This window comes from Streptomyces sp. NPDC107538, from assembly GCF_055657445.1.
Genome location: NZ_JBVKAY010000007.1, coordinates 110,855 through 134,623 on the forward strand (window position 1 = coordinate 110,855; position 23,769 = coordinate 134,623).

22 protein-coding genes are annotated in these 23,769 nt (G+C 72.5%); 14 read left to right on the plus strand and 8 right to left on the minus strand.

Features of this window, described 5'->3' with window-relative positions; genetic code table 11:
• The first annotated feature begins 27 nt into the window (after positions 1 to 27).
• The 8 genes from rhaS (at position 28) to ACZ7MG_RS25255 (ending at position 7,749) form a co-directional block, all read left to right on the plus strand.
• Positions 28 to 1,110, plus strand: a complete 1,083-nt coding sequence (gene rhaS, locus ACZ7MG_RS25220) for a rhamnose ABC transporter substrate-binding protein (protein ID WP_471380725.1) — start codon at positions 28 to 30, stop codon at positions 1,108 to 1,110.
• Between the two features lie 17 nt (positions 1,111 to 1,127).
• Positions 1,128 to 1,448, plus strand: coding sequence for an L-rhamnose mutarotase (locus ACZ7MG_RS25225; RefSeq protein WP_471380726.1), 321 nt, complete (start codon positions 1,128 to 1,130; stop codon positions 1,446 to 1,448).
• 81 nt (positions 1,449 to 1,529) lie between these two features.
• On the plus strand, positions 1,530 to 2,954 hold the full coding sequence (locus ACZ7MG_RS25230; protein WP_471380727.1) for a BNR repeat-containing protein: 1,425 nt from the start codon (positions 1,530 to 1,532) through the stop codon (positions 2,952 to 2,954).
• A 127-nt stretch (positions 2,955 to 3,081) separates the two neighbouring features.
• The gene (locus ACZ7MG_RS25235; protein ID WP_471380728.1) at positions 3,082 to 4,107 is read left to right on the plus strand and encodes a LacI family DNA-binding transcriptional regulator; all 1,026 of its coding nucleotides are present in this window, start codon (positions 3,082 to 3,084) and stop codon (positions 4,105 to 4,107) included.
• Between the two features lie 129 nt (positions 4,108 to 4,236).
• Positions 4,237 to 5,538: an alpha/beta fold hydrolase gene (locus ACZ7MG_RS25240; RefSeq protein ID WP_471380729.1), complete on the plus strand. Its 1,302-nt coding sequence runs from the start codon at positions 4,237 to 4,239 to the stop codon at positions 5,536 to 5,538.
• Positions 5,539 to 5,578: 40 nt separating this feature from the next.
• Positions 5,579 to 6,340: a PIG-L deacetylase family protein gene (locus ACZ7MG_RS25245; protein ID WP_471380730.1), complete on the plus strand. Its 762-nt coding sequence runs from the start codon at positions 5,579 to 5,581 to the stop codon at positions 6,338 to 6,340.
• On the plus strand, positions 6,337 to 6,855 hold the full coding sequence (locus ACZ7MG_RS25250; RefSeq protein ID WP_471380731.1) for a GNAT family N-acetyltransferase: 519 nt from the start codon (positions 6,337 to 6,339) through the stop codon (positions 6,853 to 6,855). The genes ACZ7MG_RS25245 and ACZ7MG_RS25250 overlap by 4 nt, the downstream gene beginning before the upstream one ends.
• Positions 6,856 to 6,891: 36 nt before the next feature.
• Positions 6,892 to 7,749 (plus strand): pentapeptide repeat-containing protein, encoded by an 858-nt coding sequence (locus ACZ7MG_RS25255; RefSeq protein WP_471380733.1) that lies wholly within the window; start codon positions 6,892 to 6,894, stop codon positions 7,747 to 7,749.
• On the opposite strand, the gene ACZ7MG_RS25260 is transcribed toward ACZ7MG_RS25255, so the two are convergent.
• Positions 7,717 to 9,216 carry a cytochrome P450 gene (locus tag ACZ7MG_RS25260; protein WP_471380734.1) on the minus strand — a complete coding sequence of 500 codons (1,500 nt, stop codon included), beginning with the start codon at positions 9,214 to 9,216 and terminating at the stop codon, positions 7,717 to 7,719. The genes ACZ7MG_RS25255 and ACZ7MG_RS25260 overlap by 33 nt on opposite strands.
• Before the next feature lie 116 nt (positions 9,217 to 9,332).
• On the opposite strand from ACZ7MG_RS25260, the gene ACZ7MG_RS25265 reads away from it, so the two are divergent.
• Positions 9,333 to 9,941, plus strand: a complete 609-nt coding sequence (locus ACZ7MG_RS25265; RefSeq protein WP_471380736.1) for a TetR/AcrR family transcriptional regulator — start codon at positions 9,333 to 9,335, stop codon at positions 9,939 to 9,941.
• A 118-nt stretch (positions 9,942 to 10,059) separates the two neighbouring features.
• A complete protein-coding gene (locus tag ACZ7MG_RS25270; protein WP_086754388.1) occupies positions 10,060 to 10,785 on the plus strand; it encodes a DUF2470 domain-containing protein in 726 nt (241 codons plus the stop codon).
• Here the strand turns inward: ACZ7MG_RS25270 and ACZ7MG_RS25275 are convergent.
• The 4 genes from ACZ7MG_RS25275 to ACZ7MG_RS25290 all read right to left on the minus strand — a co-directional run bounded on the left by ACZ7MG_RS25275 (position 10,753) and on the right by ACZ7MG_RS25290 (position 14,678).
• The gene (locus ACZ7MG_RS25275; protein WP_471380737.1) at positions 10,753 to 12,009 is read right to left on the minus strand and encodes a lactonase family protein; all 1,257 of its coding nucleotides are present in this window, start codon (positions 12,007 to 12,009) and stop codon (positions 10,753 to 10,755) included. The genes ACZ7MG_RS25270 and ACZ7MG_RS25275 overlap by 33 nt on opposite strands.
• A 103-nt stretch (positions 12,010 to 12,112) precedes the next feature.
• Positions 12,113 to 13,369, minus strand: coding sequence for an FUSC family protein (locus ACZ7MG_RS25280; protein WP_471380738.1), 1,257 nt, complete (start codon positions 13,367 to 13,369; stop codon positions 12,113 to 12,115).
• Between the two features lie 50 nt (positions 13,370 to 13,419).
• Entirely contained in the window at positions 13,420 to 13,914 is a 495-nt protein-coding gene (locus ACZ7MG_RS25285; protein WP_471380739.1) for an FBP domain-containing protein, read from the minus strand.
• 119 nt (positions 13,915 to 14,033) lie between these two features.
• Complete coding sequence (locus ACZ7MG_RS25290; RefSeq protein ID WP_471380741.1) at positions 14,034 to 14,678, minus strand: PAS domain S-box protein; 645 nt, start codon at positions 14,676 to 14,678, stop codon at positions 14,034 to 14,036.
• Positions 14,679 to 14,833: 155 nt separating this feature from the next.
• On the opposite strand from ACZ7MG_RS25290, the gene ACZ7MG_RS25295 reads away from it, so the two are divergent.
• From ACZ7MG_RS25295 to ACZ7MG_RS25305, 3 genes are all read left to right on the plus strand, one after another.
• Positions 14,834 to 18,049 (plus strand): cytochrome P450, encoded by a 3,216-nt coding sequence (locus ACZ7MG_RS25295; protein ID WP_471380742.1) that lies wholly within the window; start codon positions 14,834 to 14,836, stop codon positions 18,047 to 18,049.
• Positions 18,050 to 18,170: 121 nt separating this feature from the next.
• Positions 18,171 to 19,145 carry a phosphotransferase family protein gene (locus ACZ7MG_RS25300; protein ID WP_471380743.1) on the plus strand — a complete coding sequence of 325 codons (975 nt, stop codon included), beginning with the start codon at positions 18,171 to 18,173 and terminating at the stop codon, positions 19,143 to 19,145.
• A gap of 89 nt (positions 19,146 to 19,234) precedes the next feature.
• Positions 19,235 to 19,513, plus strand: a complete 279-nt coding sequence (locus ACZ7MG_RS25305; RefSeq protein ID WP_471380745.1) for a hypothetical protein — start codon at positions 19,235 to 19,237, stop codon at positions 19,511 to 19,513.
• 121 nt (positions 19,514 to 19,634) lie between these two features.
• Here the strand turns inward: ACZ7MG_RS25305 and ACZ7MG_RS25310 are convergent, their stop codons facing one another.
• Entirely contained in the window at positions 19,635 to 20,663 is a 1,029-nt protein-coding gene (locus ACZ7MG_RS25310; RefSeq protein ID WP_471380746.1) for an SDR family oxidoreductase, read from the minus strand.
• A gap of 179 nt (positions 20,664 to 20,842) precedes the next feature.
• Between ACZ7MG_RS25310 and ACZ7MG_RS25315 the strand changes: the two genes are divergently transcribed.
• Entirely contained in the window at positions 20,843 to 21,499 is a 657-nt protein-coding gene (locus tag ACZ7MG_RS25315; protein ID WP_471380747.1) for a M15 family metallopeptidase, read from the plus strand.
• Between the two features lie 304 nt (positions 21,500 to 21,803).
• Here ACZ7MG_RS25315 and ACZ7MG_RS25320 read toward each other — a convergent pair whose 3' ends face one another.
• Both ACZ7MG_RS25320 and ACZ7MG_RS25325 read right to left on the minus strand, forming a co-directional pair.
• Complete coding sequence (locus ACZ7MG_RS25320) at positions 21,804 to 22,469, minus strand: HAD family hydrolase (RefSeq protein WP_471380749.1); 666 nt, start codon at positions 22,467 to 22,469, stop codon at positions 21,804 to 21,806.
• A gap of 111 nt (positions 22,470 to 22,580) precedes the next feature.
• The gene (locus ACZ7MG_RS25325; RefSeq protein ID WP_471380751.1) at positions 22,581 to 23,627 is read right to left on the minus strand and encodes a PHP domain-containing protein; all 1,047 of its coding nucleotides are present in this window, start codon (positions 23,625 to 23,627) and stop codon (positions 22,581 to 22,583) included.
• Positions 23,628 to 23,769: the final 142 nt, after the last annotated feature.

A 23,769-nucleotide genomic window follows, 5' to 3' on the forward strand; every position in this document is an offset into this window, starting at 1 on the left:
CCCTTCCCTGAAAAGGACTCCATCGTCATGCGCAGAGCTACCCTCCGTCGTTCCTGTGCGGCGCTCGCCGCCGTCACCTCCTTCGCGCTGGCCGTCACCGCCTGTGGTGGCACCACCAAGAGCGATGTGAAGGACGACGCCGCCTCCGCGGCGGCGACCGGCAAGGCCGACCCGAACGCCGAGCTGAAGAAGGGCCTGACCGTCGGCTTCCTGCCGAAGCAGGTCAACAACCCGTACTTCACCTCCGCCGACAAGGGCGGCGAGGCGGCCCTGAAGGAGCTGGGCTCCAGCTACAAGGAGGTCGGCCCGTCCAGCGCCACGGACACCTCCGGCCAGGTCAACTACGTCAACACGCTCACCCAGCAGCAGGTCGACGCCATCGCCGTCTCCGCGCAGGACCCGGGCGCCCTGTGCACCGCGCTCAAGCAGGCCATGAGCAACGACATCAAGGTCGTCACCTACGACTCCGACACCAAGCCGGAGTGCCGCAACGCCTTCGTCTCGCAGGCCAGCGCCGAGGACCTGGGCCGTACCGAGGTCCAGCTGCTCGCCGAGCAGATCGGCTACAAGGGCGAGATCGCCGTTCTGTCGGCCGCGCAGACCGCGACCAACCAGAACACCTGGATCGACTTCATGAAGGACGAGTTGAAGGACCCCAAGTACAAGGACATCAAGCTCGTCAAGGTCGCCTACGGTGACGACGACGCCCAGAAGTCGTTCCAGCAGACCCAGGGCCTGCTGCAGGAGTACCCGAACCTGAAGGGGATCATCTCCCCGACCACGGTCGGCATCAAGGCCGCCGCCCAGTACCTGTCGGGCTCCAAGTACAAGGGCAAGGTCAAGCTGACCGGCCTCGGCACCCCCAACGACATGCGCAAGTACGTCAAGGACGGCACGGTCGAGGGCTTCGAGCTGTGGGACCCGGCGAAGCTCGGCGAGCTGGCCGCCCGTACCTCGGTGGCGCTGGTCTCCGGCCAGATCACCGGCAAGGAGGGCGAGACCTTCACCGCCGGCGACATGGGCGAGTACACCATCGGCAAGGACGGTGTGATCAGCCTCGGCAAGCCGACCGTGTTCACCAAGGACAACATCGACCAGTTCAACTTCTGAGCGACTTAGGGGTGTTGATGAAGCGCGTGTGCTTTCTGCTGAAGGTCAGGGCGGACCGCCTCGACGAGTACCGCGAGCGGCACGCCGCCGTGTGGCCCGAGATGCTTCAAGCGCTCTCGGCCACCGGCTGGCACAACTACTCGCTCTTCCTGCGCGAGGACGGTCTGCTGGTCGGCTACTTGGAGACCGAGGACTTCGAAGCCGCCCTGGCCGGTATGGAGGCCACCGACGTCAACGCCCGCTGGCAGACGGAGATGGCGCCGTTCTTCGAGTCGCTGGACGGCGCCCGCCCCGACGAGGCCATGAAACCCCTCACCGAGGTCTTCCACCTCGCCTGAACCTGTAGCCCCACCCGACCCCCCCCACGTCGCAGCACCCTCCCCTCCCCTCCCCACCTCGCTCGACAACGGAGTCCCGAGATGAAGAGACGTACGCTGCTCGGCGCCGCACTCGCCGGTGCCGTGGTGACCCCCGCCCTCGGCGCCACGGCCGCCCGCGCCGCCGACCCCGGCCCGTCCGTCACCCAGACCGGCAACACCCTGCTGGACAGCCAGGCCATCTTCTTCGTGTCCTACGACGGCCTGGTCAACAACAACGCCTTCCAGAAGAACGCCCTGCTGACCTACAAGGGCTACCAGTACGCCGTCTGGTACACCGCCGACCGCAACGCCGTCGTCGGCCGCCGGGTCCTCGGCTCCGGCACCTGGTCCACCGTCAAGGTCGGCCACACCCTGCGCTACAACGACTCCCACAACGTCATCTCCATGGGCGTCTCCAAGGTCGACGGCCGCCTCCACCTCAACATGGACTCGCACAGCGACGGCTTCACCTACGTCAAGTCCGTCGCCGGGCTCATGGACAACCCGGCCGGCCTGAGCTGGACCACCAGCCGCTTCGGCGCCCCACAGTCCACCCTCGACGGACTCGCCCTCACCTCGCAGTTCACCTACCCGCAGTTCGTCTCGACGCCCGACGGCAAGCTCCAGCTGAGCTACCGCGCCGGCATCTCCGGCAACGGCCGCAACGCCCTCGCCGAGTACAACGGCACCTCCTGGACCAACCTCGGCGAGTGGACGTCCTCCACCGGCACCTACACCAGCGAGCACGGCTCCTCGACGGCCCGCAACATGTACCTGCACGGCATCGACTACGACCGCAACGGCCGCCTGCACGCCCTGTTCACCTGGCGCGAGCAGAACGGCGCCGTCATGTGCAACGGCGGCGGAATCACCAACCACGACACCGGCTACGTCTACTCCGACGACCGCGGCCGGACCTGGCGCAACAACGCGGGCACCGTCGTCGGCACCACCGGCGGCTCCGACAAGGTCTCCGTCACCGACGCGGGCCTCGTCGTGGACGCGCTCAACCCGGACCACTCCCTGATGAACCAGGAGAGCCAGTGGACCGACTCCGCCGGCCGACCGCACGCCATCATCAGCTACGTCCCCGGCCGCTTCGGCCAGTGCACCACGAACTACGTCGCCAACCGCACCGCCAACGGCCGCGCCTTCCTCGTCCGCAAGAGCGCCTCCGGCGCCTGGGCGAAGACCGAGATACCGGTGCCGCTGAACTCCAGCCAGCGCACCAAACTGGTCATGGACAAGTACAACAACGCCTACGCGATCTTCCCGTTCGGCCGGATCGCCGGTGCCTCGGCGGCCTCCGGGCACACCGACTGGAAGATCCTGTTCGACGGCTCCGGGCTCAACGCCTTCGGCGAGGTCGTCTTCGACGAGAGCCGGATCGCCCAGGACAACGTCCTGTCCGTGCTGTACCAGGTGAAGTCCAGCGGTACGACCCCGTCGGCGCTCCGCGTGATCGACTTCGCCCTGCCCGCCTGATTCCGCACACCTGATTCCCGTACGAGCGGCGGGTCCGCGCACCTGACCGGGCCGTTCCCGCGCCGGCCCCGAAGGTAATGTGACCGTACGCCCGCCGCTTTCGTACCTTCCTGGAGGTCCCTGTCCGATGTCGCAGCCGGTGGGTATCAAGGACGTCGCCGCAGCCGCCGGAGTCTCCGTCGGCACGGTCTCCAACGTCATCAACCGGCCCGACTCGGTGGCGTCCGGCACCCGCGCCCGGGTGCTGGCCGCGATCGACCGCCTCGGTTACGTCCGCAGCGAGTCGGCGCGCCAGCTGCGGGCCGGGCGGAGCCGCATCATGGGGCTGCTCGTGCTCGACATGGGCAACCCCTTCTTCGTCGACGTCGCGCGCGGTGCCGAGCGGGCCGCGCGCGACGCCGGACTCGGCGTGATGGTCTGCAACAGCGCGCAGAGCGCGGGCGAGGAGTCCGAGTACCTCTCGCTCTTCGCCGAACAACGGGTGCGCGGCGTCCTGCTCACCCCGGCCGACGCGACGGGACGCAACATCGAGGCGTTCCGCCGCCACGGCATCCCCTTCGTCCTCGTCGACCGGGTCGCCGAGGGCACCACCGAGTGCTCGGTCTCCGTCGACGACGTCGCCGGCGGCGCCCTCGCCGTACGGCATCTGGTGGACGCGGGCCACCGTTCCATCGCCTACGTCAGCGGACCGGCGGGCCTCAACCAGGTCCGCGACCGCCGTACGGGAGCCCTGAACGCCCTGCGGGAGGCGGGACTCGGCCCCGAGGCCCTGCGGGAGCTGCCCACCGAACGCCTCGACGTGGCCGCCGGCCGTGACGCGGGCGCCCGTCTCCTCGGTCTCGCCGACCGCCCCACCGCCGTCTTCTGCGCCAACGACCTGCTCGCCCTCGGCGTCCTCCAGGCCATGTACGCGGCCGGGGTGAGCGTCCCCGACGACCTCGCCATCGTCGGCTACGACGACATCGAGTTCGCCGCCGCGGCGGCCGTCCCCCTCACCTCCGTACGGCAGCCCGCCGTCACCATGGGCGCCCTCGCCGCCGAACTCCTCCTGGAGGAGACCGAGGCCGAGACCGCGCCCGCCCGGCACGAACACCGCCGCGTCGTCCTCCAGCCCGAACTGGTGGTGCGCCGCTCCAGCCTCTCGGCGCGCTGAGCCGACGACCGCGCTGAGCGGTCGTTCAGTAGAGGTTCCCGGGAATTTCTTGATCCACGGGGTCGGCCGGGCGAAGAATCTGTGCTGGACTGGACCACGGCCCGGAACCCGTCCGCCCAAGGAGCCCTGTTGTCCGTCAGCTACCGGCAGCCCGGTGTCGTCCTCACCGACCGTCGTTTCGCCGTCCCCCTCGACCACGACGACCCGGCGGGGGAGCGGATCGAGCTCTACGCGCGCGAGGTCGTCGCGAGCGACAAGGCGGACGCCGAACTGCCCTGGCTGGTCTATCTGCAGGGCGGCCCCGGCTTCGGGGCGAACCGTTTCGTCGGCCGTGAGGCCTGGCTGGAGCGGGCCCTCGCGGAGTACCGCGTCCTGCTCCTGGACCAGCGCGGCACTGGCGCCTCCACCCCCGCCAACCGCCAGACCCTCCCCTTGCGTGGCGGTCCCGCCGAACAGGCCGACTACCTCGCCCACTTCCGCGCCGACTCCATCGTCCGCGACTGCGAGGCCATCCGCCCCGAGGTCACCGGCGGCGCCCCCTGGGCCGTCCTCGGCCAGAGCTTCGGTGGCTTCTGCGCGGTCACCTATCTCTCCGAGGCGCCCGAGGGCCTGAGCCGGGTCGTCATCACCGGCGGACTGCCCTCCCTCGACGCGACCGCCGACGAGGTCTACCAGGCCGCCTTCCCGCGCATCGAACGCAAGGTCGCCGCGCACTACGCCCGCTACCCGCAGGACGTAGAGCGGGCCCGGCAGATCGCCGAACACCTGCTCCAGCACGACATCGTCCTCCCGGGCGGCTACCGCCTCACCGTCGAGGCGTTCCAGTCCCTCGGCATCCTCCTCGGCCGGAGCGACGGCAGCCACCGGCTGCACTTCCTGCTGGAGGACGCCTTCGTCCGCACCCCCGGCGGCCCCGCCCTCGCCGACTCCTTCCAGGAGGAGGTCCAGGGCCTGCTGTCGTACGCCGGTCACCCCCTCTACGCGCTCCTGCACGAGGCCATCTACGGCCAGGACGCGGGCCCCACGAGCTGGGCGGCGGAGCGGGTGCGCGGCCGCCTTCCGCGGTTCGACGCAGCCAAGACGCTGACCGGCGACGGCCCGGTGCTGTTCACGGGGGAGTCCGTGCACCCCTGGATGTTCGACTGTGACCCCGCCCTGCGCCCGCTCCGCGAGACCGCCGAGGACCTGGCCCGGAAGCGGGGCTGGCCGCCCCTGTACGACCCGGACCGGCTCGCCGCCAACGAGGTCCCGGTCGCCGCCGCGATCTACCACGACGACATGTACGTCGACACGGCCCACTCCCTCGCGACCGCCCGGGCGATCCGGGGCCTGCGCACCTGGGTCACGGACGAGTTCGAGCACGACGGCGTACGGGCCGGCGGACCGCGCGTCCTGGACCGGTTGCTGGCACTGACGCGCGACGAGGAGTGAACGCGGCCCGGTTGTCAGTGCCCGGGTCTACTGTGCCGATATGACCGATCTGCAGCAGGACCAGCCGGAACAGCCGGACCAGCTCAAGCCCCTGCCCGACGACTGGACGCGGGCCCTCGCCGTCGTCGCCCACCCGGACGACCTCGAGTACGGCTGCTCGGCGGCGGTCGCCGCCTGGACCGACGCCGGCCGCGAGGTCGCCTACGTCCTGGCCACCCGTGGCGAGGCCGGCATCGACACCCTGGAGCCCGCGCGCTGCGGCCCGCTGCGCGAGCGGGAGCAGCGGGCGAGCGCGGCCGTGGTGGGGGTGTCGGAGGTCGAGTTCCTCGACCACGCGGACGGCGTCATCGAGTACGGGCCCGCCCTGCGCCGGGACATCGCGGCCGCCATCCGCCGGCACCGCCCCGAACTGCTCGTCACCCTCAACCACCGCGACACCTGGGGCGGGGTCGCCTGGAACACCCCCGACCATGTGGCGGTGGGCCGCGCCACCCTGGACGCCGCCGGGGACGCGGGGAACCGCTGGATCTTCCCCGAACTCGTCGAACAGGGCCTGGAGCCCTGGGACGGCGTCCGCTGGGTCGCCGTCGCCGGCTCCTCCAGCCCCACCCACGCCGTCGACGCCACGGCCGGCCTGGACCGCGCGGTCGCCTCCCTCCTGGAACACCGCACCTACCTGGAGGTGCTGACGAAGGAGGACCCGGAGACGTACGTACGCGACTTCCTCACCGGCTTCGCCCGGACCACGGGGGAGCGGTTCGGCGGCAGACCGGCCGTGGCCTTCGAGGTGTTCCCCCGGTGACGGGCGACGGGAGCCCCGGGCACGGGGTGCGGCTGGAGCCCTGGTCCGAGGACGACTTCGGGCTGCTGCGGCGCATCAACAGCCCCCGGATGACCGAGCACTTGGGTGGCCCGGAGACCGAGGAGGAGCTGCTCGCCCGGCACCGCCGCTATCTCGACGTGGCGGCCGGACGGATGTACCGGGTCGTACTGGCCGACACGGGTGAGGCCGTCGGCACGATCGGCTACTGGGAGCACGAGTGGCGGGGCGAGACCGTCTGGGAGACCGGCTGGGGGATCCTGCCCGAGTTCCAGGGCCGGGGCCTCGCCGTACGGGCCGCACGGGCGGTCGTCGAGGCGGCACGGGAGGCGCGGACCCACCGCTATGTGCACGCGCTGCCGCGAGTGGCGAACGCCGCGTCGAACGCGGTGTGCCGCAAAGCGGGCTTCACCCTGTTCGGGGAGGTCTCCGTGGAGTACCCGAAGGGGCACTGGAGCATGTCGAACGACTGGCGGCTGGAGCTGGGACGGGACTGACCGCCGGGGCCGGGGGTTCTCGTTAGGGTGGCCCCTGTGGAACAGACTTCCGGTGAGCCCCTTCCCCTGCGTGACCTGCGTGACCTGCGTGACCTGCGTGAGCTGCGCGCCGACTGCGGCGACTGCTTCGGTCTGTGCTGTGTCGCGCTGCCCTTCGCCCGCTCGACGGACTTCGCCGTCGACAAGCCCGCGGGCAAGGCGTGCGGCAACCTCGGGGACGACTTCCGGTGCGGCATCCACACCCGGCTCAGGGACGAGGGCTTCAACGGCTGCACGGTCTACGACTGCTTCGGCGCCGGACAGAAGGTCTCCCAGGTCACCTTCGGCGGCGAGAACTGGCGGACGGGTGGGCCCGAGCACGCCCGCCGGATGTTCGACACGTTCCCCGTGGTCCGCCAGCTCCACGAACTCCTCTGGTACCTGACCGAGTCGCTGACCCTCCCCGCCGCCGCCCCGGTGCACCCCGACCTCCGCCGTCTTCGGGACGAGACCGAGGAGCTGACCACGAAGTCCCCCGAGGAACTGCGGGAGTTGGACGTCGCCGCGCACCGGGGCCGCGTCAACGAACTGCTGCTCAAGGTGAGCGAGCTGATGCGGGCGGGCGCCGGACGCAAGCGGAACCGGCGCGGCGCCGACCTCATGGGCGCCCGCCTCAAGGGCGCCGATCTCCGCAAGGCCGACCTGCGCGGTGCCTACCTCATAGCCGCCGACCTGACCGGCGCCGATCTGCGTGGAGCGGACCTGATAGGCGCCGACCTCCGCGACACCGACCTCACCGACGCCGACCTGACCGGCGCCTTCTTCCTGACCCAGCCCCAGATCGACGCGGCGCGCGGCAGCGCCGGCACCCGGCTGCCGGCCTCAGTCACCCGCCCCGGCCACTGGACGGCCTGACGGCACCCCGCCCGCCCGCCGCTCCACGGTCAGCCGCAGCCCCTCCGGCATCAGGGTCAGCCGCTCCGCCACCCGCAGCCGGTACGCCGGATCAGGCCGCAACTCGTAGCGGCGCAACAGCAGCCCCAGCACCAACGTGGCCTCGTGGAGCGCGAACTGACGGCCGATACAGGCCCGCGCCCCCGTGCCGAACGGCTTGAACGTGTGCGGGGCCCGCGCACGGACGGCCGCCGCGTCGAAGCGGTCCGGGTCGAACCGCTCGGCGTCCGCGCCCCACACCTCCGCATCCCGGTGCAGCATCGCCGTCAGCACCAGCGCCCAGGCACCCCGCCGCATCGGATGGACCCCGCCCAGCACGGTGTCCTCGCGAGCCTCCCGGGAGAACGCCGGCGCCGTCGGCCACAGCCGCAGCGCCTCGTCCAGCACCCGGCGCACATACCGCAGCCTGGCCACCTGCTCGTAGCCGGGCCGTACGGTGTCACCCCACACCTGGTCCACCTCGGCGCGGGCCCGGGCCGCCAGCTCGGGATACCGGGCGAGGTAGTGCAGGGCGAAGGAGAGGGCGCCCGAGGTGGTCTCGTGCCCGGCGACCAGGAAGGTGATGACCTGGCGCCGTACGTTCTCGGCGGACAGCCGCTCCCCGGTCTCCGGGTGCGCGGTCTCCAGCATCCGGTCGAGCAGAGCTCCGTCACCACGCCCGCCCGATGCGCCGCGACCGGAGGCCTGCCGGGCCCGTACCACCGCGTCGACCGTCTCGTTCAGAAACGCCATGTCCGCCTGGTTGCGCCGGGCGGCGCCGCGCAGCAGCAGCGGCACCAGCGGGTCGGGGACGGTGTTGCGGCGCTGCGCGTACGTCAGGGTGCCGACCATCGCCGCGACGAAGGGGTGCGGCCGGGTGCGCTCGAAGGAGCCGAAGTCATGGCCGAAGCCGGTGCGGGCGATCGTCTCCAGCGTCAGCTTGGTCATGTCGCCGGGCACGTCCACGGCGCTGCCCGCCGCGCCCGCCCGGTCCCAGTGCTCCATCAGCCGCTCGGCGACGTCGAGCATCATCGGGTGGTAGCCGGCCATGGCCTCCCGGCTGAAGCCCGGGGCGAGGACGTCGTGCGCGAGCTGCCAGTTGGGCTCGTGGTTGTACGCCGTGAAGAGCCCGTCCCCGGCCACCGGACGCAGATTGGCGACCCCGAGCCCCACATGCTTGGCGAACCGCGCCTCGTCCGCCATCTCGGCCGCGAGGGCGGCACCCCCGACGAACACGATCTCCTTGCCGAACGCCTTCCGCCGGAAGATCGGCCCGAGCCGCCGCCCCAGCCGCACCGACTCCTGGACCGGCGTCCGCACATTGGTGCCGAGCGCGTCGCCGACGACGGGTATCCGGTACGGCGGGTGCGGGATGCGGTGCAGCTCGGGCCAGCCCAGCTCGGCGCTGCGGAAACCCCCGACAGCCGTGGCCCCTGTCGTCGCCGTCATGACCACATCTCCCTCACGCGCACGCCGTGCCGAAGCCGTCGCGGCTGTTGTACCCGGGTTCAATAGCGATTTCAGTCTCGTCCCGTTGTTGAACCCACGTCAAGTAAGGTGACGGTATGGCAGCCAGGCAGGGAGAGCGCCCGCGTCGCCGGCTCAGCACCGAGGAGCGGCGGGAGCAACTCCTCGCGGTGGGCGCCCGGCTCTTCTCGGAGAGCCCGTACGACGACGTCTGGATCGAGCAGGTGGCCGAGATCGCCGGTGTCTCCCGGGGGCTGCTCTACCACTACTTCCCGAACAAACGGGTCTTCTTCGCGGCCGTGGTGGAGCGCGAGAGCGAGCGCATGCTGCGGATCATGACCCCCGCACCGGGCGGTTCGGCGCGCGAGCGGCTCGCCAACGGGCTCGACGTGTTCCTCGCGTACGTCGAGGACCACGCCCACGGCTTCCGGGCCTTCCACCGCGCCGACGCCACCGGCGACCAGGCCGTGCGCAAGGTCTACCAGCGCGCGCTGGCCGCGCAGGAGGCGCAGATCCTGGCGGCCCTGGCCTCGGACACCGAGTTCGCGGTCGCGCTCGACGCACGGCCGGAGACCCGGCTCGCGGTGCGCGGCTGGCTGGCGTTCACCACGGCCGTCTGCCTGGAGTGGCTGAGGGGTGCGGAGTTCTCCCGCGAGCAGGTGCGCGACCTGTGCGCGCGGGCCCTGTTCGGGGTGCTCACCCCCTGAGCCGGAACCCCGGTCGGGTCACCGCGGCGAGCGAGAAGTCCACGGACTGGACGCCGGTGGTTGGCGTACGCCCCGATCTTCGATAGGTTAGGCAAGGCTTACCTAAGGGAGGTTTGGGATGGGTGACCGTCACACCTGGACGGCCGCGCCCGCCGCGGCGGAGCGTGCCCGCTCGGTGCTCGCGGCGGCGTGGTCCTGCGCGGTGACCGCCGAGGGCGGCCGCGAGGAGTTCGTCGGCGCGCACAGCGTCACCGAGGACGGCCGGGTGATCCTGTGCGTCCCCGAGGACAGTACGCTCGTCGCCGCCGCGATCTGCGCACCGCGCGGCGAACCGTCCGCCGTGCTGGAGTTCGCCGACGTGGCGCCCGTCCCCGTGCGCAACCGCATCCGGGCCCGGCTCTGGATCGCCGGCTGGTTCGCGCCCAAGGACGGCGACCTGGAGTTCAAAGCCACCCGGATCGTGCTGCGCGAGCCGTCCGGCGCGGTCGTCGTCGACCTCGACGAGTTCGCCGCCGCCGCACCGGACCCGCTGGCCACGGCCGAGTCCCGGCTGCTGACCCACCTCGCCGACGCCCACCCCGACGCCGTCGAACGCCTCACCCGGCTCGTCCCGCACGACAGCCTGCACGGCGCCGTACGCGTCCAGCCGCTCGCCGTCGACCGGCACGGTCTGACCCTGCGCATCGAGCGGGCCCGCGGCAACGGCGACGTACGGCTGACGTTCCACAAGCCCGCGAACGACATGGCGCAGCTCACCGAGCGGATGCATGTCCTGCTCTCCCAGGCGAGCGCCGCGTCCTGCCCGCGCGCCCTACAGCGGCAGCGCACAGACGGCGACGGGTGACGCGAACGGCGCGCCCGCGCGCCGCAGTTCACCGTTCTCCGCGTCGACCCGGAAGACACTGACCGCGCTCGACCGCTGCAACGCCGCGAACAGCAGAGTCCCGTCCGGCGACAGGGCGATCTGGCGCGGGAAGTCCCCGCCGACCGGCACCGTGTCCAGCAGCCTCAGCCGGGCGCCGTCCGCCTCGACCGCGTACCGCGTCAGGCTGTCGTGCCCCCGGTTGGCGAGATACGCGTGCGAGCCGTCCGGCGTCACCACCAGCTGCGCCGGGTAGTTGGTGCCCGCACCCGTGCCCGTGGACTGCGGGTCGCCCGGGGTGAGCCGCCCGCTGACGGGGTCGTAGGCGCAGACGACGACCGTGTTGTCGACCTCGTTGGCGAGATAGGCGTACAGGCCGCCCGGATGGAAGGTGAGGTGGCGTGGCCCCGCACCGGAGCGGGTGCGCGCCCGGGAGACCTCGGTGAGCGTGCCCCGGGACTCGTCCAGACGGTACGTGTAGACCGTGTCGGTGCCCAGATCGACGGCGAGGACATGGCCGCCGTCCGGGCTGGTGATGATCTGGTGCGCGTGCGGACCCTCCTGCCCCGGACCCGGCGCCGGACTGCTGTGCACCACGAGATCCGTGCGCTCGCCCAGCGCCCCCGAGTCCTCGACCGGGTGCACGGCGACACTGCCCGTGCCGTAGTTGGCGCTCAGCAGCCACCGTCCGCTCGGATGCACCGACAGCTGACAGGGCGCCTCGCCCCCGCTGCTCCGGGTGCCGAGCACCTCGCGGTCGGACAGCCGTACGGCACTCACCCCGCCGTCCGTCCGCTCGTTCACGGCGTACAGCGTCCGCCCGTCCGGATGCACGGCGAGATACGACGGGTCGGGGACCCCGGTGATCGTCCCCTTGCCCGCGATACGGCCGCTCCGCGCGTCGTACGTCGCCACGCCGATCCCGGTGCCGCCGCCCTCGGCCGAGGTGTACGTGCCGATGTAGAGCGGCTGGGGGCCGGTGCGGGAGGGGGAGGGGGACGCGGTGCCGGCCCCGGCCTCCGTGCCCGGCGAGGAGCCCGGCGAGGAGCCCGTCGGGGCGTTCGCCGCGGGGGAGGACGCCGTGGGTCCGGCCGCCTCGTCGGAGCCCGCGCAACCGGCCAGGCCCACCGGTACGGCCGCTCCCGCCAGCAGGCCCAGGACGCGGCGCCTGCTCCAGTCGCCTCGGTCCGCCGCCTCACTCGTCATTCGTGCACCTCTGGTGTCGCTCGTCTCGGCCGTCACCACCTTGACGGGTACGAGCGCCTCAGCGCAAAGGCGGGGCAAAGACGCTCAGGGCGTCACGCGGACGTCACTTGGTACGTCCGGCGCGGCCGGACCGGTTCCGCCTGCGGGGACGTGCGAGGCGCACGCGGTCGCGCAGACGTGTGAGCCGGGGGGAGCGCTCGCGCTGTTCCCGGGTGCAGCGGTCGAGCTCCTCCAGCAGCCGCTGCGAGCGGTGCTCGGTGTCCAGCTCGTCCAGCACGCGGTTGACCTCCGTCAGTACGGCGCCGTGCAGCTGCCACTGGCGGGCGTCGCGCTGGATGTCCTCCAGCAGCAGCTGGGCCAGCTTGTCCCGGGTCGCGACGGCCGTCGACAGCTCGGCGGTGAGCCGCGCCTCCGCGGACTCGGCACTCCGGCTGACATCGGTGGTGACCAGCACGGCGAAGCTGACCACCGCGTCGCCGATCTCGGCGAGCAACTGCTCGACGGCCGCCCCCACCTGCGCGGAGAACAGCGGATCCGGCTCCCGCTCCTTGGCCAGGTCGGTCAGGGTACGGGCCAGCACCCGCAGGACCACCGTGCAGATCTCCAGCGTGTCCAGCCCGGTGCGCAGCACGACCCGGTGCAGCAGCCCCTCCCGTACCCGCGGATTGAGCTTCAGGCTGTCCTCGGCCTGCTGGAGGGCGGCGTCCACCTCGACGATGTCGAAGTCGAGCTTGCGGGCCTCGTGCAGCCGGGCCGCCGCGGCCTCCGCCGGGGTGCGGCCCGCGGCCTCCTCTCCGACCCGGATCATCAGCCGCCGCATCCGCCGCGCCAGGTCCTCGATGGACTCACCGGCCGCCTCCACCCACACCGGGGGAGCGAGCAGCAGATTGAAGGCGAGCCCGACGACCGCGCCGATCAGCGTCTCCAGTACGCGCGCCCACGCCGTGTCGCCGACCCTGGTCACCCCGAGCACCAGCATCGCGCTGATCGCCACCTCGGGCACGAACTCGCTCACCCGCACCAGATGCCCCACCGCGAGCGAGGCCAGGATGATCAGCGCCAGGCTCCACCAGGTGAGGCCCACCAGGACACTGAAGCCGATCGCGATGACCACGCCGGCGACCACCGAGTTCACCCGCCGGATGCCGGTGGTGAGCGTGGAGTAGAGGGTCACCTGCACGACGAGGAGCGCGGTCAGCGGTGCCGTCAGGGGTGCCGCCTCCGGGCTGAGTTGCAACGCCACCACATAGGCCACGGTGGCCGCGGCCGCCGACCGTACCGACTGCACGATCACCGGATCCTGGTGCCACTTCCGGACCCGTGTGCCGATCAGGGCCCCCACATCACGTACGTCTCGCATCCTTGCGCTGTTCCCGTTCCACCGCCTGGTCGAACTCATGGACGGGACGCTCAGTCGTACAGCCGGTCCAGGAAGGCCGACAGACGGCCCACCGTCCGGGCGATCTGCTCCTCCGTGGTGAGGCTCTCCTCGAAACGGCTCCCGGTGTCCAGCGCCTTCTTGCCGCGCACATACAGCGAACACGCCAGGTCGGCACACATGTACACGCCGACCGAGTTGCCCTCGCGCCCGGCCGCGCCCGCCTTGCGTGCCGTCATCAGCGAGACCCCGCTGCCCCGGTGGGTCGTCAGACACAGCGAGCACATGCTCCGGTGCAGGAAACCACGTTGTGCGGAGGGGAACCGCAGGGTGACGCCGACGGGCCGGCCGGCGCGCTCGGTGACCAGATAGCTGCGGTCGGGCGCCCCCGGATCCCGCCAGCCGAGGAAGTCCAGATCCTCCCAGGGCCGTCGCTCCAGATCACGGGGGACGGAGACGCGCTTCGCCTCGCCCTTGGAGCAGTTGACGAAGGAGCTGCGGATGTCCTGCTCGGTGAGCGGCTTCATGGTGGTTCCTTCACAGTGGCTGCGTTCGGCTGCAACCTAGGGCTACTAGGTTTTCTCCTAAGCTAGCCGTGTTCCCGGCGGGGAGCCAATGGATTACCGGGGTGGGGTGGGGCCGGCGGCTACTCGGGGGTCCCCGCGGGCGCCGGTGGCCACACCCCGGGTGCGAGCACTCCCAACGCGTAGGCGCGGGCCACCAGTTCGGTGCGGCCGGTGGCGGTCCAGCGGGCGGAGAGGCGGCGCAGGTGGTAGTTGACGCCGTCGACGGTGAGGCCGGTCTCGCGGGCGGTCCGGGCGGTCGTGGCGCCGCCCGCGAGGAGGGCCAGGATGCGGGCCTCGGTGGGGCTCGCCGGGGGAGCGGGCGGCGGGTCGTCCCGCGCCGGGCGGTCGCCGAGGACCCGGACCAGGACCAGGAGCGACGGGGTGACGTCGGGGCCGTCGCTGATCGGGTCGGCGGTCAGTTCGCCGTGCCGGCGCGCCCCGTCGGCCGCGTCCCAGCGCACCGACACCGGGTAGCGCGAACGGTGCCGGAGTCGCAGCGCCTGCGCGATCCGCTCGACCTGCGTCGCCTCCTGCGGACGGAACAGCTCCAGCACCTCACGCCCGCGCAGACTCCCCGGCGTCGTACCCCACTCGCTCGCCATCGCGGGGTTCGCCAGCACGACGGAGCCGTACACGTCGCAGACGGCCACCGGCATCGGAATACGGTCGAAGAGGGCCATGGCCCGGTTCCGCCACACGACGGCGTCTCCCTGCCGCAGATTCATCCCGGCCTCCGCCTCTCGCTCCGCCGCGCAACCCCGCGCCACGGCTTCCTCCTACACAATCATGTAGCGCGGTGGCACGAGTCAGCAGCCCTCGGCGGCAACCCTGGAACGCAGTACGCCCGTAGTCCCGTACCGCGAAAGGCAGTTGTCGCGCCATGCCCCCCACCGCGCCGCACCCGAAGCCCGCCGAGTCCACCACGGCCGACCAGGCGCCCGACCGGACGCCAGACGCCCCCCACGGCGTCCCCGTCGTCGACATCTCCGCCACGGGACCCGGAAGCACCCCCGTCCAGCAGGTCATGGACCTGATGCGGGAGCACGGATCCGTGCTCGTGCGCAGGCTGCACGGGCGGGACACCCTGTTCGTCGCCGATCTGGACCTGGTGGCGGACCTCTCCGACGAGAGCCGGTTCGCCAAGGCGGTCGGGCCCGCGCTGGAGAACGTGCGGGAGTTCGCCGCCGACGGACTCTTCACCGCGTACAACGACGAGCCGAACTGGGCGAAGGCGCACGACATCCTGATGCCGGCGTTCGCGCTGGGCTCGATGCGCACGTACCACCCGGTGATGCTGCGGGTGGCCCGCAGGCTGATCGAGTCCTGGGACCGGGCGAGCGAGGCCGGGCGGGCGGTGAACGTACCGGACGACATGACCCGGATGACCCTCGACACGATCGGGCTCGCCGGCTTCGGCTACGACTTCGGTTCGTTCGAGCGCGCCGACCCCCACCCCTTCGTCGAGGCCATGGTCCGCTGTCTGGAGTGGAGCATGGAGCGCCTGAGCCGCGCCCCTGGCGCCGATCACACGGCCGCGGACGCCGCCTTCCGGGCGGACGCCGCCTATCTCGCCGGGGTCGTCGACGACGTCATCACCGCCCGCGTGGAATCGGGCGAGACCACCACCGACGACCTGCTCGGCCTCATGCTCACCGCCGCGCACCCCACCGACGGCACCACCCTCGACACCGCCAACATCCGCAACCAGGTCATCACCTTCCTCATCGCCGGCCACGAGACGACCTCCGGCGCGATGTCGTTCGCGCTGTACTACCTGGCCAAGCACCCGGCCGTCCTCCAGCTCGTGCGGCGCGAGGTCGACGCCCTGTGGGGCGACCGGGCCGACCCCGAGCCGACCTTCGACGAGGTCGGACGGCTGACCTACACCCGGCAGGTGCTGAACGAGGCGCTGCGGCTGTGGCCGACGGCCGCCGCGTTCAGCCGGTACGCCCGCGAGGACACCCTGCTCGGCGGCCGGGTCCCGCTGCGCGCCGGAAAGGCGGTGACCGTGCTCGGCCCGATGCTGCACCGGCAGCCCGTCTGGGGCGACAACCCCGAACTGTTCGACCCCACCCGTTTCACCGCCGAGGCGGAGGAGGCCCGCTCCCCGCACGCGTTCAAGCCCTTCGGCACCGGTGAACGCGCCTGCATCGGGCGGCAGTTCGCCCTGCACGAGGCGACGATGCTGCTCGCGATGCTCGTCCACCGCTACCGGCCGCACGACCACGCCGACTACGCCCTCACGGTCAAGGAGACCCTCACCCTCAAGCCCGAGGGCTTCACCCTGACGCTCACCCCGCGCACCCCCGCCGACCGCACGCACCCCCCGCTGCCCGGCGCCGGGCACACCGACACCGCCACGCGGGCCGACGAGACCGCCGCTCTCCCCGCCCGCGTCCGCCCCGGCACCCGCGCCCTCTTCCTGCACGGCAGCAACTACGGCACCTGCCGCGACTTCGCCGCCCAACTCGCCGACGAAGCAGCCGAGTTGGGCGCGGAGGCGGAGGTCGCGCCCCTCGACGCGTACGCCGATGGGCTGCCCGCCGACGGCCCCGTCGTCATCACCGCCGCCTCCTACAACGGCCGCCCCACCGACGACGCCACCGCCTTCGCCGCCTGGCTCGACACCGACGAGGCGGCCTTCACCGGCAGCTACGCCGTCCTCGGCGTCGGCGACCGCAACTGGGCCGCCACCTACCAGCACGTCCCGACCCGCTTCGACGAACGCCTCGCCGCACTCGGCGGCACCCGCCTGCTGGACCGCGCCGCCGCCGACGCCTCCGGCGACCTCACCGGCACCGTCCGCGCCTTCACGGCCGCTCTGCGCACCGCGCTGCTGACGGAGTACGGCGACCCGGACGCCACCGCCGCCACCGGCGAGCCCACCTCCGCCCACGAGGTCCGCACCCTCACCGGCGGCCCGCTGCACGCCGCCGCCGAGCGGCACGGGCTGACCCCGATGACCGTCACCGAGGCGTACGACCTCACCGCCCCCGGCCACCCGCGCACCAAGCGCTTCGTACGGCTCGCCCTGCCCGAGGGGGCCGCCTACCGCACCGGCGACCATCTGACCGTCCTGCCCGTCAACGACCCGGCGCTCGTCCGGCGGGCCGTCACCGCGCTGGGCCTCGACCCGGACGAGATCCTCGACATCCGCTCCCGGCGCCGCGACGGCATCCCGGTCGACCGACCGGTGACGGTCCATCAACTCCTGTCCCACCACGTGGAGTTGCAGAACCGGCCGACGGCCGAGCAGCTGTCCGCGCTGGCCGCCGCCAACCCCTGCCCGCCCGAGCGCGCCGCCCTCGCCGCGAGCGCCGCCTCCGGCGACGACCACCGCACCCTGGTCGAGGTGATCGAGGCCAACCCGGCCCTGCGCGGAGCCCTGACCTGGCCGGCCCTCCTCGACCTGCTCACCCCGCTCCGGCCCCGCCACTACTCGATCTCGTCCTCCCCGGCCACCGACCCGGCCCACGCCGACCTGATGGTCTCCCTGCTCCAGGCCCCGGCCCGCTCCGGCGCCGGTGTCCACACGGGCGTCGGCTCCGGCTACCTGAACACCGTCAAGCCCGGCGACACCGTCCTCGCCCGGATCCAGCCGTGCCGCGAGGCCTTCCGGATCGGACACGACGACCCGGCACCGGTCATCATGGTCTCCGCAGGCACGGGCCTCGCCCCGTTCCGCGGCGCCGTCGCGGACCGGGTCGCACGGGCCGCCTCGGGCGCCGAACTCGCCCCCGCCGTCTGCTACTTCGGCTGCGACGCGCCCGACGCGGACTTCCTGCACGCCGACGAGCTGCGCGCCGCCGAGACCGCCGGAGCCGTCTCGCTCCGCCCCGCCTTCAGCGCGGCCCCGGTCGACGGCGCCGCCTTCGTCCAGCACCGGATCGCCGCCGATGCCGACGAGGTGGGTGCCCTGCTGGACGCCGGAGCCCGGGTCTACGTCTGCGGCGACGGCTCCCGCATGGCACCCGGCGTCCGCGAGGCCTTCCGTACGATCCACGCCGCCCGGCACCCCGGCGCCGACTCCGGGCGCTGGCTGGACGACCTGATCGCCTCGGGCCGCTATGTGGAGGACGTCTACGCGGCGGGCTGAGCGCGATGGCCTGATCTTCCCCTCCCGGGCCGATCAGGCCTGCGGCCGTGCGGGCCCACCTGGCAGAGTGGGCCCGCACGGCCGCGTACGGCGGGACGAGGGCGGGACGAGGGGGACCGGAGTGGACGACGAGGAGCGGGCACGGCTCGTCCTGGCGGCGGCGGGGTTGCCGCCCGAGAGCCTCGCCGAGCGGCTGCCGCTCGCCGGCGGCACGTACAACACCGTCGAGGAGCTGCGCCTCACCGACGGCACCCGGCTGATCCTCAAGATCCCCCCGCCGCCCACCACCCCGGGCATGACCCATGAGAGCGAACTCCTCGGCGGCGAGGCCGCGTTCTGTCATGGCGCCGGGAGCGTCGGCGTCCCCGCGCCCCAGGTGGCGGGAGTCGCCCTCGACGAGAGCGCGCCGGCCGGCCGGCACATCCTGCTCACCCACTGCCCGGGAGGCGGATGGGAAGGGCTGGAGGCCGGACAAGAGGCTTCCCTGCGGCGGGAGTTGGGCGGTCTGGTGGCCCGGCTCCACCGGGTGACCGGCCCCGGCTTCGGCTACCCGTCCGGTGTCTTCGGCCCGCTCACCCCCGACTGGCGTACGGCCTTCGCCGCGCTCTACGACGGCGTCCTCGACGACGCCCGCCGCTTCCGGGCCTGGCTGCCCCTGCCCGTGGAGGAGGTGGCCCGCACGGCCCGGCTCGCGTACGACGCCCTCGACGAGGTGACCGTGCCGCGACTGGTCCACTTCGATCTGTGGCAGGGCAACATCCTCGTCGAGCGCGGGGAGTCGCCGCGCGTCGGTGGTCTCATCGACGGCGAGCGCATGTTCTGGGGCGACCCGGTCGCGGACCTCGTCTCCCTGGCGTTGCTCGGCGACATCCGGCGGGACGCCGACTTCCTGAGGGGCTATCAGGAGGCGGGCGGGGAGATCGAGTTCACGCCTTCGGTCCGCCGCCGCTATGCCCTCTACCGCAGTTACCTCTACCTGATCATGCTGATCGAGGTGGTGCCCCGCGCGATGGACGACGGGCACGTCGAGTGGCGGCGCAAGGAGGTGGCGCCCCAGCTGACGGCGGCCCTGGAGGAGCTGCGGGACCTCTCCTGACACACGGGCCACCCGGTTCACGGAACTCCTGGTTTGAGTCGATCGGCCCGAGGTACCCGCGCCCGGTGCACGACAGGAAGGAGCACGCCGTGACCGATCACCGGCTGGAGGGTCCCGGCGAGCACCCGGACCCCGTACCGAGGGATCTGCCCGACCAGCAGGCCAACGAGGGCGAGGACCCCTGGGAGGTGGCCCCGACGCGCGCCACCCACGGCGAGCGGGACCAGGACGACGAGACCGACGAGGACAGGGCCGGCGAGGCCACCGACGTGCCCGACACGGACGAGGCCGGCACCGGCAGGCAGGGCGCCCCGCAGTCGGCCGCCGTGAACCCGGAGCAGCCCGTCCCCGACGAGCCGTCCGGCTGACCCCGGCCCCGCCGAACCCTTCGCCACTGGGCGAATCCAAGACTCGGCGCCTCCCCGGTGGGACCCGGGGAGGCGCCGTCATGTCCGGCGGGAGGCGCCCGGCGCACCCGGCGTCGGCGCCTCAGCCCACCTTCGGCCCCCGCAGCGGCTCCGTCTCCTCCCCGGCGCCCTGCCGCAGCCCCTCCAGGAACTCCTCCAGCACCTCCACCGCCGTCCGCTCGGGCCGCCAGTGCAGTTCGTCGCGGGCCTTGGAGCAGTCCATCAGCGGCAGCCGCAGCACGGCGTCGAAGAGGTGCGGTGAGGCGGGCAGCAGCCTGAGGTTCCAGGCCGCGGCGACCGCCGAGCGGGCCGCGGCCCGGGGCAGCCGCACCGGCCGGGAACCGAGCACCTCGCCGAGCAGCGCGGCGTCCACGGGGGACTCCGCCGCGAGGTTGAAGGCGCCGCGGACATCGGAGCGCAGCGCCAGCCGGTAGGCGCGGTCGGCGTCGTCGGTGTGCAGGGTCTGCACCTTCAGGCCGGGGATGTCGGGCAGGAACGGCAGCAGTTCGGGCCGGGCCAGCTGGCCCGGCAGGAAACGCCCGCCGAAGATCCGGCGCTGTTCGCTCGCCGACTCCCGCTTGAACAGGAACGCGGGCCGCATCCGCACCACCCGCACCCCGGGGTGCTCGTACTCGAAGGAGTCCAGGGCACGTTCCAGATAGGCCTTCTCCCGGCAGTACGCGGCGTCCGGCCAGCCGTGCGTGGGCCAGGACTCGTCGACCGCGCGGCCCTTCGGCCCCGGCGAGTAGGCGCCGACCGACGAGGCGTGCACCAGTGTCGGCACCTTGGCCGCCGCCACCGCCTCGAAGACCCGGATGCTGCCCAGCACATTGGTCCGCCAGGTCGTGGCCGGGTCGTGCGTCGGCTGGAACGCCCACGCGAGATGGACGACCGCGTCCGCGCCCTCGAACTCCGCGACCAGATCGGATTTCTCCGACCCCACGTCCACGGCCGACCATTCCGTCCTGTTGGGCGCCCACTCCGGGACGCGACGGGCCAGCCCCCGGATTAGGCCGACCTCCGCGTCCTCGGCGAGCAGCCGTACCAGACTGGTCCCCACATTGCCGGTGGCGCCGGTGACCACGATCTTTCCGCCGGATTCTCCGTTCACCGCTGACCCCTCTCGCGCTTCGGCTCGTCCAGGGCCGCCCACGCCCCACGACTCGTTCGGGCGGCCCACGGGTACCCGGCCCCCGGGAATGCACGCGGCCACCGCCGGACCCGACGCCGCGCGGCTCGGGCCTGGCCGATTCCCACAGGGTCCGGCCGCCTCCACGAGATGATCAGCGCATGACCGAGATCATCCTGATGTCCGATCCGAAGGTGGCGGCGGTGCCCGTCCACGACTCCGACGAGCCGCTCGTCGACGTACGCCGGGCCGGCTCCCTGCTGGTCGACGCGCGCAAGGCCGACACCACGGGCGCCTACGCCCATCTGCGCGCGGGCGTGCTGGAGCGGCTGGTCAAGGCGCAGTCACTGCTGCCGGACGGGCTGCGGCTGCTGTTCGTCGAGGGCTACCGGCCGCCGTCACTGCAGCGCCGGTACTTCGAGCGGTACGCGGCCGAGCAGCGCGCCCTGCACCCCGACTGGTCCGCCGACCGCATCCGGGCGGCGGCCAGCCGCTATGTCTCCCCGCCCGAGATAGCCCCGCACTCCGCGGGCGCCGCCGTGGACCTGACCCTGGCGGACGCGGAAGGCCGCGAACTCGACTTCGGTACGCGGATCAACGCCAGCCCCGAGGAGAGCGACGGCGCCTGCTACACGGGGGCGGACGGTATCTCCGCCGAGGCCCGCGCCCACCGGGAGACGCTCGGCGCCGCGCTCACCGCGGCCGGCCTGGTCAACTACCCCACCGAGTGGTGGCACTGGTCGTACGGCGATCGCTACTGGGCCCTGACGACGGGCGCGCCGGCGGCGCTGTACGGACCGCGGGAGCTGGGCACCTGAACGCCTCGGGCATCGGCGCCTGAACGCCTCGGGCAAAGGAGAAGCCCCGACCGGGACGGGGGAATCACGGTCGGGGCGGTCTGTGTGTGGGTGCGGATGGCGGTCGCCTCTCGGCGAAAGGCTCCACAGGGCTTCAGCCGAACGATCGTCCCTGTGGGCAAAAGGTGAGGCCCGGGGACACTGTCCCATCCACACCCACGGTTGGTTCAACGGGAAAGTACCAGGGGGTGTTCCTTCCGTATCCGGACAATGCCGGTGATCTGCGTCACGTCCCCAGAGGCCGCCCACAGCGGCCGTCATCAGGTCATTCCTCCCGGCCGAGCGGACTCTCCTCCAGCGCGGCCAGCAGATGGGCCGGATTCCGGAACACCGCCTCGGCGCCGGCCGCCTCCAGCTCCGCCCGCGGAATGCCGCCGCAGAGCACCGCCACACAGCGCACCCCGGCGCGGGCGCCCGCCCGCATGTCCCAGACGGTGTCCCCGACGAACACGGAACTCCCGGCCTCCGCCCCCGCGAGCTCCAGTGCCTGCTCGACCGGGTCCGGCGCCGGTTTTCCCTCGGCCACGTCGTCGGCGCTCGCCGTCGCCGTGATCGCGTCGTCGGCCCCGATCGCCCGCCGCAACGCGGCCAGTTCGGCCCCGCCCGCCGAGGTCGCCAGCACCACGTTCCACCCCTGCCCGTCGAGCCGCCGCAACAGCCGCCCCGCGTCCGGGAACGCGGGCAGCCGCTCGAAGTACGCCCCGTACAACGCCTTGTGCGCCGCGCTCAACGCGTCCTGCTCCTCGGTACCTCGCTCCTCACCCAGCAGATGCGTGACGAGACTCCCCGACGGCAGCCCCACCGCCCGATGCACGTCATGCATGGCCACCTCGTGCCCACCCTGCCGAAACGCCTCCCACCAGGCGACGACATGCAGATGGTTGGTGTCGACAAGGGTCCCGTCGACATCGAACACAGCAGCCTTTCCCATGGCTCACCTTTCCTGGAAACGATCACATCCGCGCCCCACAGGGGCGCGGGGAACTGCGCGACCAGCCACAACACACCCGCACCCGCCAAAACACCACAACCCCCCGAGCTCCTAGGCACTCAACACCCCCTCCGGCACCTCCCGATCACGCGCCCACCCCAACACCTCCTCCACCCCCCACGTCGTCACCACCCTCTCCGCCGGCACCCCGCACTCCTCCGCCCGCGCACACCCGTGCACCTGCCACGTCAACTGCCCCGGCGCATGCGCGTCCGTGTCGATCGAGAACAGCACCCCCGCCTCCACCGCGTCCCGCACCAGCCGCCGGGGCGGATCCAGCCGCTCCGGCCGGGAGTTGATCTCCACCGCCGTCCCCGTCTCCGCACAGGCCGAGAACACCGCCTCCGCGTCGAACTCCGACTCGGGCCGCCCCCGCCCGGTCACCAGCCGCCCCGTGCAGTGCCCGAGCACATCGGAGTGCGGGTCGCGTACCGCGGCCACCATCCGCCGGGTCATCGCGCGCGCGTCCATCCGCAGCTTGGAGTGCACGGACACCACCACCACATCCAGCCGCTCCAGCAGCTCGGGCTCCTGGTCGAGCGAACCGTCGTCGAGGATGTCGCACTCGATGCCGGTGAGCAGCCGGAACGGCGCCCACGTCTCGTTGAGCGCGGCCACCACGTCGAGCTGCTCCCGCAGCCGCTCCGGGGACAGGCCCCGGGCGACGGTCAGCCGGGGCGAGTGGTCGGTGAGCACCGTCCACTCGTGGCCGAGCCGTGCGGCGGTCCGGCCCATCTCCTCGATCGGGCTGCCGCCGTCCGACCAGTCCGAGTGCACATGGCAGTCGCCCCGGATCAGTTCCCTCAGCGCCGCGCCCGCGCCCCCGTCCGTGAGCGGGGCCGCCTCGGCCTCCCGCTCCAGCTTCCGCAGATAGCCGGGCACCTCCCCGGCCAGCGCCTCACGCGCCACCTGCGCCGTCTTCGGCCCGACGCCCTTCAGGGACTCCAGGGAGCCCGTGGCCGCCCGCTCCGCCACCTCGCCCGCCGACAGCGCCCCGAGCACGGCCGAGGCCGTACGGAACGCCCGTACGCGATAGGTGGGGGCCCCGTCCCGCTCCAGCAGGAACGCGATCCGGTCCAGGGCCTCGACGGGATCCATGACACCTCCGGGCTCCGGTCCGCGGTTTCCGGGCTACCGCTTCCAGCGTCGCCCAGCCCCCGGGTACCCGCACGGCGGCGTTACGATCACGGGCGCCCGGACGCGTCCGGCCCCACCCCACCCGGTCACCGACGCCGGAACC

Excerpts from the sequence above, each read along its gene's own strand:
- rhaS (WP_471380725.1), top strand. The coding sequence starts at position 28 with ATGCGCAGAGCTACCCTCCGTCGTTCCTGTGCGGCGCTCGCCGCCGTC.
- ACZ7MG_RS25225 (WP_471380726.1), top strand. The coding sequence starts at position 1,128 with ATGAAGCGCGTGTGCTTTCTGCTGAAGGTCAGGGCGGACCGCCTCGAC.
- ACZ7MG_RS25230 (WP_471380727.1), top strand. The coding sequence starts at position 1,530 with ATGAAGAGACGTACGCTGCTCGGCGCCGCACTCGCCGGTGCCGTGGTG.
- ACZ7MG_RS25235 (WP_471380728.1), top strand. The coding sequence starts at position 3,082 with ATGTCGCAGCCGGTGGGTATCAAGGACGTCGCCGCAGCCGCCGGAGTC.
- ACZ7MG_RS25245 (WP_471380730.1), top strand. The coding sequence starts at position 5,579 with ATGACCGATCTGCAGCAGGACCAGCCGGAACAGCCGGACCAGCTCAAG.
- ACZ7MG_RS25260 (WP_471380734.1), bottom strand. The coding sequence starts at position 9,216 with ATGACGGCGACGACAGGGGCCACGGCTGTCGGGGGTTTCCGCAGCGCC.
- ACZ7MG_RS25265 (WP_471380736.1), top strand. The coding sequence starts at position 9,333 with ATGGCAGCCAGGCAGGGAGAGCGCCCGCGTCGCCGGCTCAGCACCGAG.
- ACZ7MG_RS25270 (WP_086754388.1), top strand. The coding sequence starts at position 10,060 with ATGGGTGACCGTCACACCTGGACGGCCGCGCCCGCCGCGGCGGAGCGT.
- ACZ7MG_RS25275 (WP_471380737.1), bottom strand. The coding sequence starts at position 12,009 with ATGACGAGTGAGGCGGCGGACCGAGGCGACTGGAGCAGGCGCCGCGTC.
- ACZ7MG_RS25280 (WP_471380738.1), bottom strand. The coding sequence starts at position 13,369 with ATGCGAGACGTACGTGATGTGGGGGCCCTGATCGGCACACGGGTCCGG.
- ACZ7MG_RS25285 (WP_471380739.1), bottom strand. The coding sequence starts at position 13,914 with ATGAAGCCGCTCACCGAGCAGGACATCCGCAGCTCCTTCGTCAACTGC.
- ACZ7MG_RS25290 (WP_471380741.1), bottom strand. The coding sequence starts at position 14,678 with ATGAATCTGCGGCAGGGAGACGCCGTCGTGTGGCGGAACCGGGCCATG.
- ACZ7MG_RS25295 (WP_471380742.1), top strand. The coding sequence starts at position 14,834 with ATGCCCCCCACCGCGCCGCACCCGAAGCCCGCCGAGTCCACCACGGCC.
- ACZ7MG_RS25315 (WP_471380747.1), top strand. The coding sequence starts at position 20,843 with ATGACCGAGATCATCCTGATGTCCGATCCGAAGGTGGCGGCGGTGCCC.
- ACZ7MG_RS25320 (WP_471380749.1), bottom strand. The coding sequence starts at position 22,469 with ATGGGAAAGGCTGCTGTGTTCGATGTCGACGGGACCCTTGTCGACACC.
- ACZ7MG_RS25325 (WP_471380751.1), bottom strand. The coding sequence starts at position 23,627 with ATGGATCCCGTCGAGGCCCTGGACCGGATCGCGTTCCTGCTGGAGCGG.